The following is a 16,816-nucleotide window of genomic DNA, read 5'->3' on the forward strand; positions in this document are numbered from 1 at the left end:
CTCCTTGCCTGCGTTTACGCGGGGGTTGCGGCAAATAGGGCTTTGCCCGCTTGCCAGTGATTCCCCCGTACTGCGAGCATAGAAGACCCATCAGAAGTCCACGGACACGGACAAAAGGAAAGTGCGCGGTGCCGCGTAGGTGACCACTTGGAAGGCAGGGACAGAATCCCAGTAGCGCAGGTTCGCCACGTTTTCAACGCTGCCGCGCAAGACCACCTGGCGCTCTCCGATCTTTGTCGCATAACGCGCTCCAAGGTCAAAGCGCGTCCAGCCGGGCAATCGGATGGTGTTGTTTACCGTCAGCGGCTGAGACGAAGAATGGATGACGCGGCCGGTTGCCGTAAGGCCCGGGACACCTGGAATGTCCCATTCGCTGCCAAGTTTGACCACCCATTCCGGCGCTCCTGCGGCCTGCTTGCCATCGTTGGCACCGCCCTGAGTCTTGTTGAGCCTGGCCTGGGTCCAGGTCACGCCGCCGAGCAACCGCAGGTGGGGCAGCACTTTGCCGAAGGTCTGCACCTCGAAGCCCCGGTTGCGCTGCTCGCCATCGATGGCATAGCGGTTGTGGGCATCAAGAAGGCCGCTGGGCCGGCGGATCTGGAAGGCGCTCAAAGTCGTCGCGACCTTTCCTCCATCCACCTTCACCCCCACTTCCCCTTGCTTGGAGACAAACGGGGGAAAGACCTCGTTGGCGTTGACCGCATTGATCGGCGCCGTCCCCCCCTGGGAGAGCGCCTCGACGTAGTTGGCATAAAACGCGAGCTGGTCGGTCTGCTTGAACACCACGGCAGCGGCGGGCGTGGTCTTGCTGCGTTCATAGCGCGACTCGAAAACGCCTGTCGCGTAGCGGAAGGCTTCCGCACGGATTTTTTGTCGGCGCAGCCCCAGGGTGAACCGCAAACGGTCATTCAGCAGGGACAGCGTGTCGGTCAGCGCCAGGCTGTCCATCAGCATTTCTGAAGCCTGCACACGGGGCTGATTGAGCAGGCCCGACCCTGGTGAGGGCGCTGCAACGGGGTTGTACAAATTCGAGTCGAAGCTCTGATCGATCGTCGGCTGGCTTTCCTTGATGTCGGAATTGACGTGTGTTCCCGCCACCACAAGCTGGTGCTTTACTGGCCCTGTGGCGAAACGCCAGCGCAGGCTGGCGTCCGCACTTTTGCGTTGGGTCTGTGAATCCAAACCATAGGTGGAGGCATTGAGGCTTCCTTTTGCATCGGTCAGGATGGAATAGGCCTCAATCACTTTCCGCTGCGAGGTGGAACGGCCATAGGCCACACTGGCAGTGACGTTGTCAGACACATCGAACTCGCCACGCAGCACGCCAAAATGGTGTTTCTTATCCTGGTAGGTCCAGGCAGGCCAGACATTGGTGCTGCCCGAGGGGGCTGCGGGCAAAACCGGCGAGGTCACGAAGAAGTTGCTCCTGGCTCCATCGACACGTTGTGCACTGTTGCCAAAGTCGGCGCTCAAGCGCATGCGCTCCCCACGAAAATCAAGTCCCACCACCAGATTGCGCACGCGCTCCGACTCATGGTCGGCGGCGGTATCGCCATCCCGGTAGGCTGCATTGACCCGGAAGCCGACCTCATTGTCTGGGCCGAAGCGCCGTCCAAGATCCAGGTGGCTGCCCAGGTTGCCATCGCCAACATAGCTTGCCGTAACGCGCGTCAACGGCGTGTCGCTCGCACGCTTGGGCACCAGGTTGATCGCGCCGCCGGGCGTTCCTCGGGGCGCGCTGCCATTCAGAAGTGTGCTGGGGCCCTTGAGTACTTCCACGCGCTCGATACCTTCGAGCAAATTGCCTTCGGCGCTTGAAATTCCATACAGCCCGTCAAAACCGATCTCCTCGCGGTGGATGGAAAAGCCGCGAATGTAGAAGTTGTCGAAAGTGCGCGGCGCGGCTGCCTGGGCCGACGGATCGTTGGCCAGAACATCCACGATGCTGCGGGCCTGCTGATTCTCCACCAGCTCGGAGGTGTAAGCGGTCATGCTGAAGGGCGCGTCCATGAAGTCCGTGTTCCCGAGCAGGCCGAGGCGCCCCCCACGCGCGACCTGTTGGCCTGCATACAGCTTTGGAAGATCGCCTGGCGCATCCGCACTGGCAGTGACCGTAACGGACGGCAGCGTCGAGCCGCGCATTTCTCCAGGCACCGGTTTGACGACGACTGCGCTACCGTCGATCTCAGCGGTCAACCCGCTACCTGCCAGCATCCGGTCCAGTGCTTGCCGCGCGGTGAGCTTACCGGAGAGCGCTGGCGCTGACTTCCCTGCCACCAGATCGGGACGCACCATCAGCTGCAGCTTGGCCTGGCGTGCCAGTTCATTGAGTGCGGTGCCGAGGGGCTGTGCCGCCAACTCGATATTGAACGCCGTATCCATGGGCGATGCCGCCGCCGATTGAGCATGGCCGACAGAAGTCCCCAAAGAGACGATCACCAAGGCAACAGCCAAGGCCAAGGGCGCGGGGTGAAAGCGCGGGTGCAGCATGAAATAGATCTCCAAAACAGTAGCTGAAAACAAGAATCACTACCAATGAAGACGCGCCACATTCAAAACGCTTGAGGTCCATGTGCAAGGTTTTTGAATATTTTTCGGCCCCTTTCGGCCTCGTTGAGAACGGGGTTCTCCCGTCCTGCGCGTAGACGGCGCTACCGACGAAGTTTTGAGTCTTCAGTGGGCTGCAAGCACTTCGGTCACGCCGTCATGGATTTCCAGGCGCACCGGCAACACCTGGGGCAGCGCCTTGGTGAAGGCCCCCAACTGGCGCAAATCAAAACTGCCGTGAACCTGCATCGCGCCCACAGCCGGATCGTTTACCACCAGCCGCGTGGACCCGTAGCGCTCGAACTCGGCCAGGGCCTGGATCAATGGCGTGCGCTCGAAGTTCACCCGGCCCTCGCGCCACAACATTGCGCCAGCCGCTGCCTGCTGCGTGATTTGCCCAATGCGACCCGCTGCATCGGCGTGGATGGCTTGCCCCGCAGCCAATTCCACGGCGCCGGTGGGGCCGACCGATTTCCCACTGTGCGGATGTGCCCCAGCTTGCGCGGCCTCCACCCGCACCCGCCCCTCTTCCACCGCCACGCTGGCACCGCCGAGACTCAGCCCCGTCTTCGTATTGCGCACCACGAAGCGTGTGCCGACCACACTGACGCGCAGCGGCCCGGCCAGCACATCGAATGGACGGCGGGCATCTGCTTGGACATTGAACAGGGCCTGTCCCTCAGGCAGGCGCACTTCGCGCCGCCCTCGATACAGCGTGACTTCTGCACGGGTCGCGGTGTCGAGGCTGAGCCTGCTGCCGTCGGGCAGTTGCACATCGAGCTGCTGACCACGGGCGGTCACGTAGGTTTTGGTAAATACCGGCTGTTGCTGCCAATGGTCCCAACCGAGCCAGCCGCCGCCCATCACGGCAAAGGCGACACCACCTGCAGCAATCTGGGGCACCCAACGCCCGATGCCGAAAAGCCAGGCACTTCGACCAGGGGCCATGGGGCGGGCGACGGGACGAGAGGGCTGGGTGGCTTGGGGGCGCGTGTGCGGAGTGCTCGGACCGTCAGCGAAGTTGCCTTCCTCTGCCGTCAGGCCAGCCTTCAGCCGGACGATACCTTCGGAGGGAAGTCTATCCAGCCGGTCCCACACCCCGTCAAGCCTGTCAAAGCTGTCCTGATGCAAAGGATCTCGGGCCAGCCACTGCTGAAACTCTGCTTCTTCGTCAACCGTCAGTCCGTCCTGCCGGCGCACTTGCCAGCTCGCAGCTTCAACGTCCAGCAGATTCTGACCGGACAAAAAGTCCGCGAACTCTCGCACATCCACATCGGCACCAACGGGTGCCGGAGAAGGGGATGAGCTGAGATGCGCTGGGCTGGGCGTGTTCATGTCGTGAGAGCACTTAGGGGTGTAGACGCACGAAAGTTGAAAGACTGGAGGTCACAGCGTGTAAAGCCATTCCTATTTTTTCCTCTCAACAGACGGGGATTGCGGAGGTACACCGTTCAAACGGTCTTCACAGGCCTTGCACGCCAGTACGCCGCGAACGATGTGCTGCGCCACCATGTTTTTGGAGATACCCATGTGGTCGGCCACCTCCTGGTGGGACAGGCCCTCGAAACGGTTGAGGACAAAGGCTTCGCGGCAACGTGGCGGCAGCGACTCTATGGCTGCGACGATGGCAAGTGCATGCTGCTCCTGCGCGTAGATCGCATCAGGCTCAAGGTGGCGCGGCGCGGTCGGCTGCTCCCATTCCGCCAGGTCGTCGATGTCCTCGTGCTGGCGAACCAAAAAGCGCCGATGCTGGTCGATCATCAAGCGCCGCGCTGTCTGATGCAGCAGGGCACGCGGCTCATGAATCGTTTGCCCCGACTGCTGCACGGCCAGCACACGCGCGTAACTCTCTTGCACGACATCGGCCGCCGTATCCCGGTCCCTGGCAGTGCGGGAACAGAAGTTCAGCAGTTCCCGGTAGTAACGCTCAAGCACAGATCAACCCAAGCCACGGAAGGCGATTCCTCTGGGCTGGATGTGGTCGCAACTTGGTGGGAGTTAACTTACGGATGCACTGCATATAAGAATCATTCTCATTATTACAGATTTCTCGGCTTCTATCCGTACGACCCGAGTCCTACGCTGACGGGGATGTTGAACCTCTCAAAGCATGCGTTCGAGGAACCAACGCTGCAGGTTGAGAGAGCAGCAGCGGGCAGCGATCAACCCTGCTTGCGCAGCGGCAGCCACAGCGTGAACGCCGAGCCTTGTGCCCCAGCCTCGTCATCACGGCTCCAGGAGCAATGTGCGCCCAGTGCCAGCGCGCGGCTGTGCACGTTGGCCAGGCCCCGGCGGGCGGGCGCCAGTGCTTGCGGCGCGGGCGGTGTGAACGGGCGGCCGTTGTCTCGCACGCGCACCTGCACGCCGGGCGTGTCGTCGTTGCGGGTGCCGGCGCCATCCGGCGAAGGCCGGGGTGCTTCGGCGGTGCTCAGCGTGATCTCCGTTGCGCCGCTGTGCTTGAGGATGTTGGTGAGTACCTCCTGCAGGATGCGCAGCACATGCAGGGCGCTTTGCGCGTCCAGCCAAGGCAGCGGCGGCAGGTCGTCCACCTGCCAGTGCATGACCAGACCCGCCCCCTCCAGCCGCAATCCCAGCCGGTAGCGCAGGCCTGCGAGCAACACCAGCAGGTCCGCGTCCACGGGCTCCAGCGAGTCGATGGAGATCTTCAGGTCGTCGATGCATTCCCGCAGCACCTGCGCCACGTCCACAGGTGTCGCAGGCTCGGTCTCCACCAGCCGCAGTGCGCTCATCAGCGACGATCCCACGCCATCGTGCATCTCCCTCATCAGGCGCTGGCGCTCGTGCAGCAGCGTTTGTTCGCGCTCGGCAACCCGCAGCAGCTCGTGCGTTTCTCGCAACTGCTGCTCCTGTGCGGCCAGGCGCTCGGCCTGCACCGCATTGGCCCGCTCGGCGCCGCCCAGGGCGCGCTGGTAGCGTGTGAACGCAACCCACATGAACATCGTGAAAACCCCCATGTAGGCATAGGGCGTGAGGTAAACGTGTTCGATGCTGATGAGGTAGCGCTGCATCGCCAGGTCATGAAAAGCCAGCGGAAACGACAGCGCCACTGCACTCCCCAGCAGCACACCGGGCCACGATCGATCAGACCACGCGCCCCACAGTGCCACACACAGCACCACCATCCCTGGCGGAAACAGCGCCAGGCGCAGCAGCGGCAGCATTGCCTCGTGTCGCACGTTCCACAGGGGGAGTGCCGCCAGCGCCACCACACCACAATAGGTCAGCAGCACCCGCGCCAGCCGGGGGTAGCGCAGGCCCTGCATCAACCGCAGCAGCAAGAAGGAGCACACCGACGATCCGAGTGAGCCCGCCAGCGTGAGCCACGAGAACCAGGCATCGGGCACATCAAAGCCCTCCGTATCCACCAAATAGAACAGCGTGGCCAGCAGGTGCCCCACCGACAGGAGGAAGAACAGCAGATAGCCCCTTTCACCCCGGCCGCGCAGCCCCAGCCACACCGCCAGCGCCAGCACACCCAGCACCAGGTAGGCCCCGCGCAGGTACGCCACCAGCTCGGTCTGCAGCAGCCTGCGCAGCCGCCACCCTGGCCAGAGCGCCTCGGCCGGCCCCGCCCAGACCGTGGACAGGGCCCCACCCACGCCCGGCAGGTTGGCCATGCGCACGTGCACCTCCAGCGCAGCGCCGGGCGCGGCATGGCCCGCCAAGTCCACCCAAACCGGGCGGTTGAAGCTGTTCCATACGCGGCTGCCGTGCGTCTGCCAGACCAGACGCCCATTGGCATAAACCGCCACCGTGCCCACTGTCTGCCAGCGTGGGATATACAGGCGCGAGCCCTGCGGCGTGGCCACCAGCGCCTCGGCCGGCACCCGCAGGCGATACCACCACACCTCGGGGGGCGCATCGGCCTGCGCGGCTGTCGAAACCGTGCTGCGCGCGCGGGCATGTGGCAGATCCACCGTGCTCCACGGCGTGGCGCTCGAAAGCACTGCATCGGGTGATTCGTGCAGCGAGGGTGGCGGCGCCCAGCCCCCGCTGGTGGAACCCCAAGCCTCTGCCTGCATCAGGTGTGCGGGGGACGGTACGTCTGCCAGCGCCACGCCCCAGGCGGCGGCCCCGGCCAGCAACAGCCGCAGCGCCAGGCGCGCGAGCTCAAGCCACATCGATCCACCCTTTGCGCGCCGCAGCGCTCACCGCCTCGGCCTGGGTCGTCACCTGCAGCTTGGCGTACACGCGCCGCACAAAAGTACGCACCGTGTGGCGCGATACCCCCATCGCCCGCGCCACCTCGTCCAGCGTGTAGCCGCGTGCCACCATCCGCAGCAGCTCGGCCTCGCGCGCCGACGGCCCCACCTCCGTGATCTCTGCCGCCTCGGCCAAACCCGGCTCCGGACCCACTGGCGATTTGGCGGCCACGGATGACTGCGCTCGGCGCAGCAGCAGCTTGCGCGCCACCATCGGATTGATGGGGCTGCCCCCCGCATGCAGGCTGCGCACTTCGTCCACCACCGCGCTGGGTGGCAGATCCTTGAGCAGGTAGCCCATCGCCCCGGCTTCGATGGCACCCAGAACGTGCACCTCATCGCCAAAGATCGTGCTCACCATCGCTGCGGCGCGGGGCCAGCGCACGCGCAGCACAGCCAACACGTCAAGCCCGCTACCGTCGGGCAGCCCCAGGTCCAACAACAGCACGTCCAGCGGCGCATCGTCCGCCTGCAACGCCGCCAGTGCCTCGGCGCGGCTGGCTGCCACCCACTGCAGATGCATGTCGGGGGCGCCTTGCAAGGCATGCGCCATCGCGTTGCGGCAGACGAAGTCGTCCTCCACCACCGCCACGCGGACGGCCGGGGGCGCAGGGGCCGCATCGGGCGCCAAAGGGAATGTGCGGGACGGTGAAACCATGGTTGATGCTGCCACAGGCCTTGATCAAAAGCGCGGAGGCCGACGAGGCTCCAGCGCCCAGCAGGTCGGCAACACCCACAGGCACGGCAGAAAGAGGCGGGTCATGGAAGGTTCTTCGGTGGAGCAGGGGTGATCAGTTTTTGAATCGAAACAGCCGCCAGCGCTTATTTAAAAAGCGCAGATAGCTATTATTTTTGCAGCATTCATGCGAAGCATACCCATGCTGCCACCACGCGAGCCCGTTGTCATGTCGCCCAAAAGGGGGACATACAAAACGATGCCCATCCGGTAACTTTCAGTCCGGCAAAGGCAAGGACCTCTGCACCACGAAGCTGCAAAAACACAGTTGCCAGCACCTGCCTACCTAGAAAAAGCCAGTGCGGCTTCTTCTCGAACGCACATCGGAGCGAGGGATACATGATTCAAACGAAGAAGGCCGCGACGCGGTCCGGCACGATGCTGCGCCAATGTGCCCGGCAAGGGAGCAACGCGGCCGGGCGTGCGTCTCGGGCGATTCGGTGGGTTGCGTTCGCCGGGGTAGCGTTCTTGCTGCAGGCTTGCGGGCAAACCACCCAATCATCGTGGATCGAGGCACCACTCGTCGCCGACGCCTACAGCAACGATGCCGACTACTTCCCTTACGAGCCCAAGCTCCTCGTGAACAGTGACGCGAATGCGCAATTGAAGTTTTCCTATGCCACCCTGCCCAATGGCGTATTGAGCAAGCTTCTCGTCGATGAGGCCAACACAAGGGTCACCGTTGATGAGGAAAGCTACACGCTGGATGCCGGCAAGGTCGCGAGCGCCCGCCTCGTGTTGTACGTGGACAAGGTGATAACACCCGGCTACCTCAGGATAGTCAGCGCTCACCAGACGGGCACCGATTGCTTCGGGCGCGAAGACTTGGCGCCCGCCTGTGGCCATCTCGTTGACAGCACCAATGGAGGGGCCGCCACCAACGCGGACAACCCTGCACAGCCCCTGCGCATCACCGATCCGGGCTTCTACAGCTTCGACGTCACCAAGCTGGTGAAACACAGGCTGGCCAACGGTGTCGAATCGATGGTGGTTGTGGCCCCCTTCCTTGACCCTGGCACTGCAACAGGCAGTTTCGAGTTTGCGAGCAAGGAACAGCAAACAGGGCAGGCCCACGTACTGCACCAGCCGCAGTTGCTGATCACGCTCAGCGACGTGGCCGGCGTTAACACCAACGCCCCCGCCGCGACCAGCGTGCGCCAGTCGTCGACCGATCCAGCGGTCGCCACACAGAATTTTTCGCGGGACGAGAATCTGTGGATGAACGGCGCCTCAGGCAACCGCGCCTATGCATTGATAGGACTTCCGCCGCCGCCCACGGGTCCGTTCTCACTGCGTTTTGCGCTGAATCAGATGGGCTCGGTGGCGGGCAAGCAGACGATGGTGGTGTTCGTGAATGAGCGGGTGGCAGACCAGGCCACCGCGCAACCGGAGGCGCAGTTCTATAGAAGGCGCAAGTTCAACGTGGTCGGCCAGGTGGTGAACTCTTGGAATGATGGTTGGGCCGAACCGCCGGGCTCCGCCTTGATCGCCAATGTGCCACTGGACCGTGGCGCACAGAACCAGACCTTGTTCATCGACATGGGGTCGCACTATGTCACCACACTGGCAGATGCCTACACGGCCAACCGCACGCAAGATCTCGCGGTGGCCGCATCGACGAATCTGCAGATGCCGGTGACGCTGGACAGCGATGACAACACAAAGACCGGGCGCGTTCCGAGATTCGTCACCGTGTTCAAACCGGATGCGGGAGATTTGTGGGAGAGCCCCTTCAACTTCGACCGTGGGGACAGCGTGCACACCCACAACTACTGCCTTTACCGAGTAGACGATTCGTGCAACGCATCGTTGTCGATGCGCGCACGCCTGGGGCAGGCTTTCGCGCGCTCCGGCAACCCGATCATCATTGATCCGCGCGCCACAATTCCTGGGGGCGGCTACTTGCCGTATGTGACGCCCATCAATATCGCAGTGCCCACCACGGGCGCCAGCGTGGTCATGGTGACCGACCCCAATCCGGAAAACCAGGGTTTCGGAGGGGGCTTCGGCGGTACCGGCTACTTCATCCACGACGCCAAGGCCAACCGCATCGCGGGCCAGTACCAGGGCATCATCAGCATGCCGGGGCATAACCTGCGCGCCGTCATCCAGTTCGAAAACCTGCCGCTGCCTACGCCTTCGCTGAACGGACCGACGGCCATCAGCATGGCGCCCGGTGCCACATCCGTGGTGGTGTCGGCCGACGCGCCAACGCCGTTCCGGCTGAGCGTGGAAGACCCGGTCAATGCCAACATTGACGACACGACGCGGTGGATCATCACGAGCAGCAACCCGAACGACACGATGCCGGGGGAGATCCAGCAAAGCGATGGCAGCGCAGCTTTCGCAGTGACGTTTTTCGGGCCTGGCTCGCGCACGGTCACGGCAACCAGCAAGGGTGACAACACGATCACGGCGACGATGGGCGTTGTCGTCCAGCAGACAGCCTTGACCAGCCAGGTGATCACCTTCACTTCCACGCCCCCGGTGCTCCCCGCCGTGGGGGGCGCGTACACGGTGACCGCCGCCGGTGGCGACTCGGGCAATCCGGTCGTGTTCACTATCGATGCAGCCTCGACGGCTGGTGCCTGCACGGTCACAGGCAGCGTGGTGACGTTTGCCGGCGCTGGCACCTGCACCATCAACGCCAACCAGGCGGGCAATGCGACCTACGCCGCTGCAGCCCAGGCGCAGCAGACATTCGTCATCCCCGTCACCTACACCGGCACCACCGTCCCCACGGGGGGTGCAGGCGGCGCGGCCAGCGCGAGCTTCACAGGCGGGGGCGCAACTTGCCGGTTTGACCATTCCGCCACCGGCTTCATGGCCGCCAGCGCCTTACCACCGGGCCGGGTGGCGCCGCAGGGCGCTTTCCGCTTCAAGCTGGTGGACTGCACCCCCGGTGCCACGGTCCGTATCACCACCACCTGGCCACAACCGGTTGCCGGTTTCACCAAGTACGGCAAGGCCAGCAGCGGCGCCTCCAGCGCCAGCTTCTTCGCCCCCAAAAACCTCGCCATCAACGGCCACACCGTGAGTTTTGACTTGACCGACGGCCAGCTGGGTGACGACGATTGGGCGCCCAACGGCGTGATGGTGGACCCCGTGATCCCACTGGCTGCCGCCGCTTTGGCCACAGCCATTCCCACGCTGAACGAATGGGTCCTGTTGCTGGCGACCGCTGCCCTGGCCGCCATGGCCCTGCCAGGCTTGCGCCGCCGCCAGGGCTGAAAAGAGCCGGACGAAACGTTCAACGGACAGACGCCAGAGCAGAAAGGAGACAAAGATGCGCCTCGTTGACGGCGATCACGATGCACATCGCGTCTGCCCCCTTTTTTGCCCATTGGCGAAAAGCGCTGGTCGGCAACTTGGAGGGGCCACGCCCAGCGGGCGTTGAACACCAGGTTCACTCCAACATCGCGTCCGACTGCGGAGCAACGCGTCATGGCTTGGGAAGATCTTGCCGCGCGGCGCGGTCTTCGAGGCGTTGTTGTTCCCGCATCAAGACCTTGCTCACTTTGCGCAGGTTCGCAATTTGCGCCTCGACCGCCGTGCGTTTCTCCGCCATCAAGCGGGCACCTTGCGCGCAATCGATGCTGCTGGCGCGCATCGCGTCCAGCACTTCACGGATCTCCAGCAGCGAAAACCCGAGCGACTGCAGCTGCTGAAGCAGGATTGCGTCCTTGACGGCGGACTCCGGATAGTCCCGGTAGTTGTTGGAGCCTCGGCATACGCCAACCAGAAGCCCCTCGCGTTCATAAAAGCGCAGCGCGTGGCGCCCCAGCCCGGTGCGGCTTTCCAGTTCGGCAATTCGCATGAAAATCCTCTTGACTGTAGACCCAACTCTACAGATTAGCATGGCCTTTTTGAAGAAAGCACACCATGCACTTGCTTGCTGAAAAAACGGTCTATCTCCACCGGCCTGCGCGGGAGGTTTTTGCGTACGTGTCGAACATGGAGAAATTTGGAGAGTGGTTCCCCGGCGTTATCTCCATCGAATCACTCAACACACTCCCCCACGGGCAGCTGGGGAAGGAGTACCTTGAAACCGTGTTCGTACCACTGCGGGGACGCCAGAAAATCACCCTGCAGGTGCGGGAAGTCAGGGGCCACCAGTTTTTTGCGACAGAGGGCCGGTTTCCACCCCTCCTGCCGCGCATGGAGATCACGCTGAATGAAACCGCGGCGAATGCGTGCGAACTCACCTGGCGGATCTTCAGCAGAAACAGCAACCCCGTCGTCAGATACCTTTTGCTTCCGCTGGCCAGGCGGGTGATGGACAAGCGGGCGACCTTGGGCGTCGCTGCATTGAAGGGGTGGATGGAGGGGGCTGGTACGGCGCGTCGCTAGGGAGCGGGTACGCCACGGGGATCGGACAACCCAGGTACGCACACCCATAGCGTGGGACGTGTGGGGTGGACGGCGGATTCAACCGGTCGATACCACCCTACCCGACGCCATTGCCGACGGCCCTCAGACCCCGACAGCCATTGGCACCTTCAACAGCCCATCGGCCTTGAACATCGCACGGATACCGCGCACAGCCTGGCGGATGCGGGCCTCGTTCTCGATGAGGGCGAAGCGCACGTATTCGTCGCCCTGGTCGCCGAAGCCGATGCCGGGCGATACACACACCTTGGCCTTGTCGAGCAGCTGGCGCGCGAACTCGAGCGAGCCCAGGGCGCGGTAGGGCTCGGGAATGCGGGCCCAGATGTACATGCTGGCCTTGGGGCAGTCCACGGCCCAGCCGGCTTCGGTGAGGCCTTTGTACAGCACGTCGCGGCGGCGCTGGTACTGGGCTGCGATGTCCTTCACACACTGCTGGTCGCCCTCGAGCGCGGCAATGGCTGCGACCTGCAGGGGGGTGAAGGTGCCGTAGTCGTGGTAGCTCTTGATGCGCGCGAGCGCGGCCACGAGGTCGGGGTTGCCCACCATGAAGCCCACGCGCCAGCCGGCCATGTTGTAGCTTTTGGAGAGGGTGAAGAACTCCACCGCCACGTCCTTGGCGCCGGGCACTTCCATGATGCTGGGGGCGCGGTAGCCGTCGTACACGATGTCGGCGTACGCCAGGTCGTGCACCACCAGGATGTCGTGCTTCTTGGCCAGGGCGATGACGCGTTCGAAGAAAGACAGCTCCACGCACTGCGCGGTCGGGTTGCTCGGAAAGCCGAAGATCATCATCTTGGGCTTGGGGTAGCTGCCGCGGATGGCTTTTTCCAGCTCGGCAAAAAAGTCCACGTCGGGTGCCACGGGCACACTGCGGATGTCGGCCCCGGCAATCACCGCGCCGTAGATATGGATGGGGTAGCTCGGGTCGGGCACGAGCACGGTGTCGCCCCGGTCCAGCGTGGCCAGCATCAGGTGGGCCAGCCCTTCCTTGGAGCCGATGGTGACGATGGCTTCGGTATCGGGGTCGATGTCCACCGCGTACCGATCCTTGTACCAGTGGCTGATGGCGCGGCGCAGGCGCGGGATGCCCTTGCTGGCGGAGTAGCCGTGGGTGTCGGGCCGTTGGGCCACTTCGGTGAGCTTGGCGACGATGTGCGGTGGTGTGGCCCCATCGGGGTTGCCCATGCTCATGTCGATGATGTCTTCACCCCGACGGCGGGCGGCGAGCTTCAGCTCGGCCGTGATGTTGAAGACGTAGGGAGGGAGGCGATCGATGCGCGCAAAGCGGCGCTTGCCCTGAGAAGCAGACATGCTGGTGAACTTTCACGTAAGCGCCCGGAACCGTCCGAGCGACGTGGCCAACAATGGGGTTGGCCCGCATCCACTGTACTGCAGAACACTGCGTTCGCTGCGCCCGAAGCGGCGGTGTCGCACCGCCGCTACGCTCAGGCGCTGAGGCCTGCCGTGGCGCGCTGCGTTTTCCGTTCGGACGACAGCGCCCACGCAAAGATGCCCACGCCGCACAGGCCCAGCACCACGCCCACCCAGCCTGTGGACGTCCAGCCCAGCCCAGCCGCGATGGACACACCGCCCAGCCACGCGCCCAGCGCATTGGCGGCGTTGAAGGCCGAGTGGTTGAGCGCCGCCGCCAGGGTTTGCGCGTCGCCGGCCACATCCATGAGGCGGATCTGCAAGGCCGGGCCGATGGCGACCACCGTGCCGAGCAGAAAGGTCGCCAGCGCCGCGCTGACGGGGTGGTGCGCAGCGGGAACGAACAGCGCCATCACCGCGATGGACCACAGCAGCACCTTGCCGATGGCGGGCATGAGCGCCTTGTCGGCCATGCGCGAGCCGACGATGTTGCCTGCCACCATGCCCAGGCCAAACAGCGACAGTACAAAGGGCATGAGTGCGGGTGGCATGCCTGCCACCTCCAGCAAGGTGGGCTTGATGTAGCTGAACACCGCAAACATGCCGCCAAAGCCGATGGCGCCAATGCCCAACGTGAACCACACCTGCTTGCGCGCCAGCGCGCCCAACTCGCGCAGCGGGCTGGCGCCGTGCGATGCAGGCATGACTGGCACCCACAGGCGCACCATGACCACGGCGGCCACGGCAATGAGCCCCACAAACACAAAGGCCGCGCGCCAGCCAAACGCCTCGCCCAGCGCGGCGGCTATGGGCACGCCCACCAGCGTGGCGGTGGTCAGCCCCAGCATGACCCAGCCCACGGCGCGTGCGCGGCGGCCGGGCGGCGCCAGAGCAGCAGCCACCAGCGCGGCCACGCCAAAGTAGGTGCCATGGGGAAGGCCGGTAAACAGCCGCATGGCAGTGAGCGAACCATAGCCCGGCGCCAGGGCCGATGCGAAATTGCCCAGCGCATACACCACCATCAGCGCCATCAGCAACGCACGCCGCCCCCAATTGGCTGCCAGCACGGCCAGCACGGGCGCGCCCACCACCACGCCCAGTGCATAGGCGCTGATGACGTGGCCCGCCTGAGGAATGCTCACGCCGATGTCGCGCGCCACCTCGGGCAGCAGGCCCATGATGACGAACTCGCCCGTGCCGATGGAGAAGCCGCCCACCCCCAGGGCCAGCACGGCGCGCACCAGGGTGCGGTCGTCGGTGGGGGTGTGGGCGATGGACGTGGGGGACAGGGACGCGGTCATGGCAACAACAAAGGGGCGCTGCACCGGCAGGCAACAGTACGGCGCAGGAGGTCGACGGGGATAAAGAAGAAACGCAGTTACAGGGGTAAACCCTATTTTTGTAACCATAACATGCCCTGAGCGGCCCTGCTGGCGCGGGGGCATGGGTCACCTTCGTGAACAAACCGGACACGCAAGGCGGCTACGCTGGCACCCTATCCCCCTCCCCCTCAAGGACCGCAATGACAACGACCCTGAGCACTGCAGAGACCATTGCCAGCACCGTCCAGGTGCTGGCGTTCGACATCTTTGGCACCGTGGTGGACTGGCACGGCAGCATCGTGCGCGAGATGCAGGCCCTGTACCCGGCCGTGGATGGCGACGCGTTTGCGCTGGCGTGGCGCAGCGGCTACCAGCCCGCCATGGCCCGTGTGATGCGGGGTGAGCGGCCATGGACCTTGGTGGACGACCTGCACCGCAGCATCCTTGACGAGATCCTGCCGCGCTTTGGCCTGGCGCACCTGCCCGAGGCCGAGCGCCGCCACCTCAACCGCGTGTGGCACCGGCTGGACGCCTGGCCCGACAGCGTGGAGGGCCTCACGCGGCTCAAGACGCGCTTCACCATCACCACACTGTCCAACGGCAACATCGGCCTGTTGACCCAGATGGCCAAACGCGCCGGCCTGCCCTGGGACTGTGTGCTGAGCGCCGAGGTGTTCCGCGCCTACAAGCCGGACCCTGACACGTACCTGGGCGTGGCCCGTGTGTTTGATGCGTCACCGTCCCAGGTGGCACTGGTGGCCACCCACCACGACGACCTGGCCGCCGCGCGCGACTGCGGCCTGCGCACGGCCTACATCGAGCGCCCCCACGAGCTGGGCGCGGCCCGCCCCAAGGACGGAACGCCGCAGCCCGGCAACGACCTGCACGCCACCGACCTCATCGATCTGGCGCGGATGCTGGGCTGTTGAAGCAGGCCCGTCAAGCCGCTGAGCATCCTCGCGACGGGCGAGGTTCAGTGCACCACCAGCAACTGCACGAACATCTGCACCTTGGCGTGGCATTCGGCGCTGATGGAGGTGAACTCCAACCCCGCCACCCACTCGTCGCCTTCCTGCTTGAGCGTGATGACCCGCGCATACACATCGGCCACGCGGTAGTCCACCAAAGGCAGCTCAAACTCCAGCTTGATCTCGCTGTGGGGCTCCAGCGGCTCGATCAGCTCCACCAGCAGGCCGTGGTAGCCGATGTCGCGGATGGCGCCGTGCACGATGTGGGGCACCACGATCTTGTCCTGCATGCGCTGGCACAGGCAGGGCAGGCGCGCATCCACACGGTGGCTGCGGCGAAACTCCTGGCGCGGCACCTTGAGTTTTTGCGAAGGAATGGCGATCAGCTCGCGCAGGCTCACCGGCTGCGTGCGGCCTTTGACATAGACCTGCATCGGTGCGGACGCCGACACCAGGCCCCAGCACCGCTGGTAGGTCGCATCACTGATGAGCACCTGGCCACGCAGGCTCAGCGCCTCGATGCGCGAGGCCAGGTTGACCGCTTCGCCGATCACGGTGTATTCGGAATACACGTCGGAGCCAAAGCGCCCGGCCATCACCGTGCCTGTGTTCACGCCGATGCCCAGAAAGACCTCCGGCAGCCGCTCGCGCAGGTGCGCGAGGTTGAGCTCACGCATGGCGATCTGCATCTCCACGGCGCAGAGCAGCGCCCGGTCCACATCGTCGTCGCGGGCCACGGGCGCGCCAAACAGCACCATGATCGAATCGCCCATGAACTTGTCGATGCTGCCCTGGTACTTGAACACCACCTCGGAGAGCCGCGACAGGCAGCGGTTGAGCGCCGCAATCACCACCGCCGCGGGCTGCGACCCCGACAGCGCGGTGAACCCCCGCAGGTCGGCCAGCAGGATGGTGACCTCGCGCGGCGCCACGGCCAGGCCGTCGGTGGCCGCGCCATCCGGGCTTTCCATGCCATGCAGGATGGCCGCCATCTCGGCCTGCGCCGCTTCGGAAAGGGGCGTACCGGTCTCGCGCTCGATCAGCGCCTGCAGGCGGCGCACGGCATCGTGGTGGAATTCTTTGTGCATGGATGCAAGGGAGGTGGGGCGGCGGATTGTTCTGTGCAGGAGGGCATCGCCTGCCCTCCGCCACCCAGAATAGGCGGCGTCCCCCAGCCGGTCAACCGGTGAAAACACTCCGAGCCCCTGCCCCAACGCCGAAGGACCTGGGTGGTGCAGAAAATCCGATGTTTTTGGCACC

12 protein-coding genes are annotated in these 16,816 nt (G+C 64.5%); 3 read left to right on the forward strand and 9 right to left on the reverse strand.

Going from position 1 to position 16,816, the window contains the following annotated elements:
• Positions 1-90 precede the first annotated feature (90 nt).
• From ARADN35_RS0110225 to ARADN35_RS0110250, 5 genes are all read right to left on the reverse strand, one after another.
• Positions 91-2,490 (reverse strand): TonB-dependent receptor, encoded by a 2,400-nt coding sequence (locus ARADN35_RS0110225; RefSeq protein WP_029413860.1) that lies wholly within the window; start codon positions 2,488-2,490, stop codon positions 91-93.
• 183 nt (positions 2,491-2,673) lie between these two features.
• Positions 2,674-3,882 carry a FecR family protein gene (locus tag ARADN35_RS26185; RefSeq protein ID WP_035197087.1) on the reverse strand — a complete coding sequence of 403 codons (1,209 nt, stop codon included), beginning with the start codon at positions 3,880-3,882 and terminating at the stop codon, positions 2,674-2,676.
• 72 nt (positions 3,883-3,954) lie between these two features.
• A complete protein-coding gene (locus ARADN35_RS0110240) occupies positions 3,955-4,482 on the reverse strand; it encodes a sigma-70 family RNA polymerase sigma factor (RefSeq protein ID WP_010461743.1) in 528 nt (175 codons plus the stop codon).
• Between the two features lie 227 nt (positions 4,483-4,709).
• Complete coding sequence (locus tag ARADN35_RS0110245; RefSeq protein ID WP_010461744.1) at positions 4,710-6,689, reverse strand: sensor histidine kinase; 1,980 nt, start codon at positions 6,687-6,689, stop codon at positions 4,710-4,712.
• Complete coding sequence (locus tag ARADN35_RS0110250; protein WP_050812494.1) at positions 6,679-7,428, reverse strand: helix-turn-helix transcriptional regulator; 750 nt, start codon at positions 7,426-7,428, stop codon at positions 6,679-6,681. The genes ARADN35_RS0110245 and ARADN35_RS0110250 overlap by 11 nt, the downstream gene beginning before the upstream one ends.
• 417 nt (positions 7,429-7,845) lie before the next feature.
• On the opposite strand from ARADN35_RS0110250, the gene ARADN35_RS0110255 reads away from it, so the two are divergent.
• Complete coding sequence (locus tag ARADN35_RS0110255; protein WP_139019186.1) at positions 7,846-10,737, forward strand: IPTL-CTERM sorting domain-containing protein; 2,892 nt, start codon at positions 7,846-7,848, stop codon at positions 10,735-10,737.
• 211 nt (positions 10,738-10,948) lie between these two features.
• Here ARADN35_RS0110255 and ARADN35_RS0110260 read toward each other — a convergent pair whose 3' ends face one another.
• Positions 10,949-11,323: a MerR family transcriptional regulator gene (locus tag ARADN35_RS0110260; RefSeq protein WP_010461748.1), complete on the reverse strand. Its 375-nt coding sequence runs from the start codon at positions 11,321-11,323 to the stop codon at positions 10,949-10,951.
• Between the two features lie 65 nt (positions 11,324-11,388).
• Between ARADN35_RS0110260 and ARADN35_RS0110265 the strand changes: the two genes are divergently transcribed.
• On the forward strand, positions 11,389-11,856 hold the full coding sequence (locus tag ARADN35_RS0110265) for an SRPBCC family protein (protein ID WP_010461750.1): 468 nt from the start codon (positions 11,389-11,391) through the stop codon (positions 11,854-11,856).
• A 123-nt stretch (positions 11,857-11,979) separates the two neighbouring features.
• On the opposite strand, the gene alaC is transcribed toward ARADN35_RS0110265, so the two are convergent.
• Together alaC and ARADN35_RS0110275 are read right to left on the reverse strand one after the other, a co-directional pair.
• Positions 11,980-13,206 (reverse strand): alanine transaminase, encoded by a 1,227-nt coding sequence (gene alaC, locus ARADN35_RS0110270; RefSeq protein ID WP_010461753.1) that lies wholly within the window; start codon positions 13,204-13,206, stop codon positions 11,980-11,982.
• Positions 13,207-13,340: 134 nt separating this feature from the next.
• On the reverse strand, positions 13,341-14,567 hold the full coding sequence (locus tag ARADN35_RS0110275; RefSeq protein ID WP_010461755.1) for an MFS transporter: 1,227 nt from the start codon (positions 14,565-14,567) through the stop codon (positions 13,341-13,343).
• Positions 14,568-14,788: 221 nt separating this feature from the next.
• On the opposite strand from ARADN35_RS0110275, the gene ARADN35_RS0110280 reads away from it, so the two are divergent.
• Positions 14,789-15,517, forward strand: a complete 729-nt coding sequence (locus tag ARADN35_RS0110280; protein ID WP_010461757.1) for a haloacid dehalogenase type II — start codon at positions 14,789-14,791, stop codon at positions 15,515-15,517.
• 44 nt (positions 15,518-15,561) lie between these two features.
• Here the strand turns inward: ARADN35_RS0110280 and ARADN35_RS0110285 are convergent, their stop codons facing one another.
• Complete coding sequence (locus ARADN35_RS0110285) at positions 15,562-16,644, reverse strand: adenylate/guanylate cyclase domain-containing protein (protein WP_010461758.1); 1,083 nt, start codon at positions 16,642-16,644, stop codon at positions 15,562-15,564.
• Between the last annotated feature and the right edge of the window lie 172 nt (positions 16,645-16,816).

The organism is Acidovorax radicis N35 (genome assembly GCF_000204195.1).
Lineage (GTDB): Bacteria > Pseudomonadota > Gammaproteobacteria > Burkholderiales > Burkholderiaceae_C > Acidovorax > Acidovorax radicis.

Coding starts and splice junctions, on each gene's coding strand:
- ARADN35_RS0110225 (WP_029413860.1), bottom strand. CDS start 2,490: ATGCTGCACCCGCGCTTTCACCCCGCGCCCTTGGCCTTGGCTGTTGCC.
- ARADN35_RS0110255 (WP_139019186.1), top strand. CDS start 7,846: ATGATTCAAACGAAGAAGGCCGCGACGCGGTCCGGCACGATGCTGCGC.
- ARADN35_RS0110250 (WP_050812494.1), bottom strand. CDS start 7,428: ATGGTTTCACCGTCCCGCACATTCCCTTTGGCGCCCGATGCGGCCCCT.
- alaC (WP_010461753.1), bottom strand. CDS start 13,206: ATGTCTGCTTCTCAGGGCAAGCGCCGCTTTGCGCGCATCGATCGCCTC.
- ARADN35_RS0110285 (WP_010461758.1), bottom strand. CDS start 16,644: ATGCACAAAGAATTCCACCACGATGCCGTGCGCCGCCTGCAGGCGCTG.
- ARADN35_RS0110280 (WP_010461757.1), top strand. CDS start 14,789: ATGACAACGACCCTGAGCACTGCAGAGACCATTGCCAGCACCGTCCAG.
- ARADN35_RS0110245 (WP_010461744.1), bottom strand. CDS start 6,689: ATGTGGCTTGAGCTCGCGCGCCTGGCGCTGCGGCTGTTGCTGGCCGGG.
- ARADN35_RS0110275 (WP_010461755.1), bottom strand. CDS start 14,567: ATGACCGCGTCCCTGTCCCCCACGTCCATCGCCCACACCCCCACCGAC.
- ARADN35_RS26185 (WP_035197087.1), bottom strand. CDS start 3,882: ATGAACACGCCCAGCCCAGCGCATCTCAGCTCATCCCCTTCTCCGGCA.
- ARADN35_RS0110265 (WP_010461750.1), top strand. CDS start 11,389: ATGCACTTGCTTGCTGAAAAAACGGTCTATCTCCACCGGCCTGCGCGG.
- ARADN35_RS0110260 (WP_010461748.1), bottom strand. CDS start 11,323: ATGCGAATTGCCGAACTGGAAAGCCGCACCGGGCTGGGGCGCCACGCG.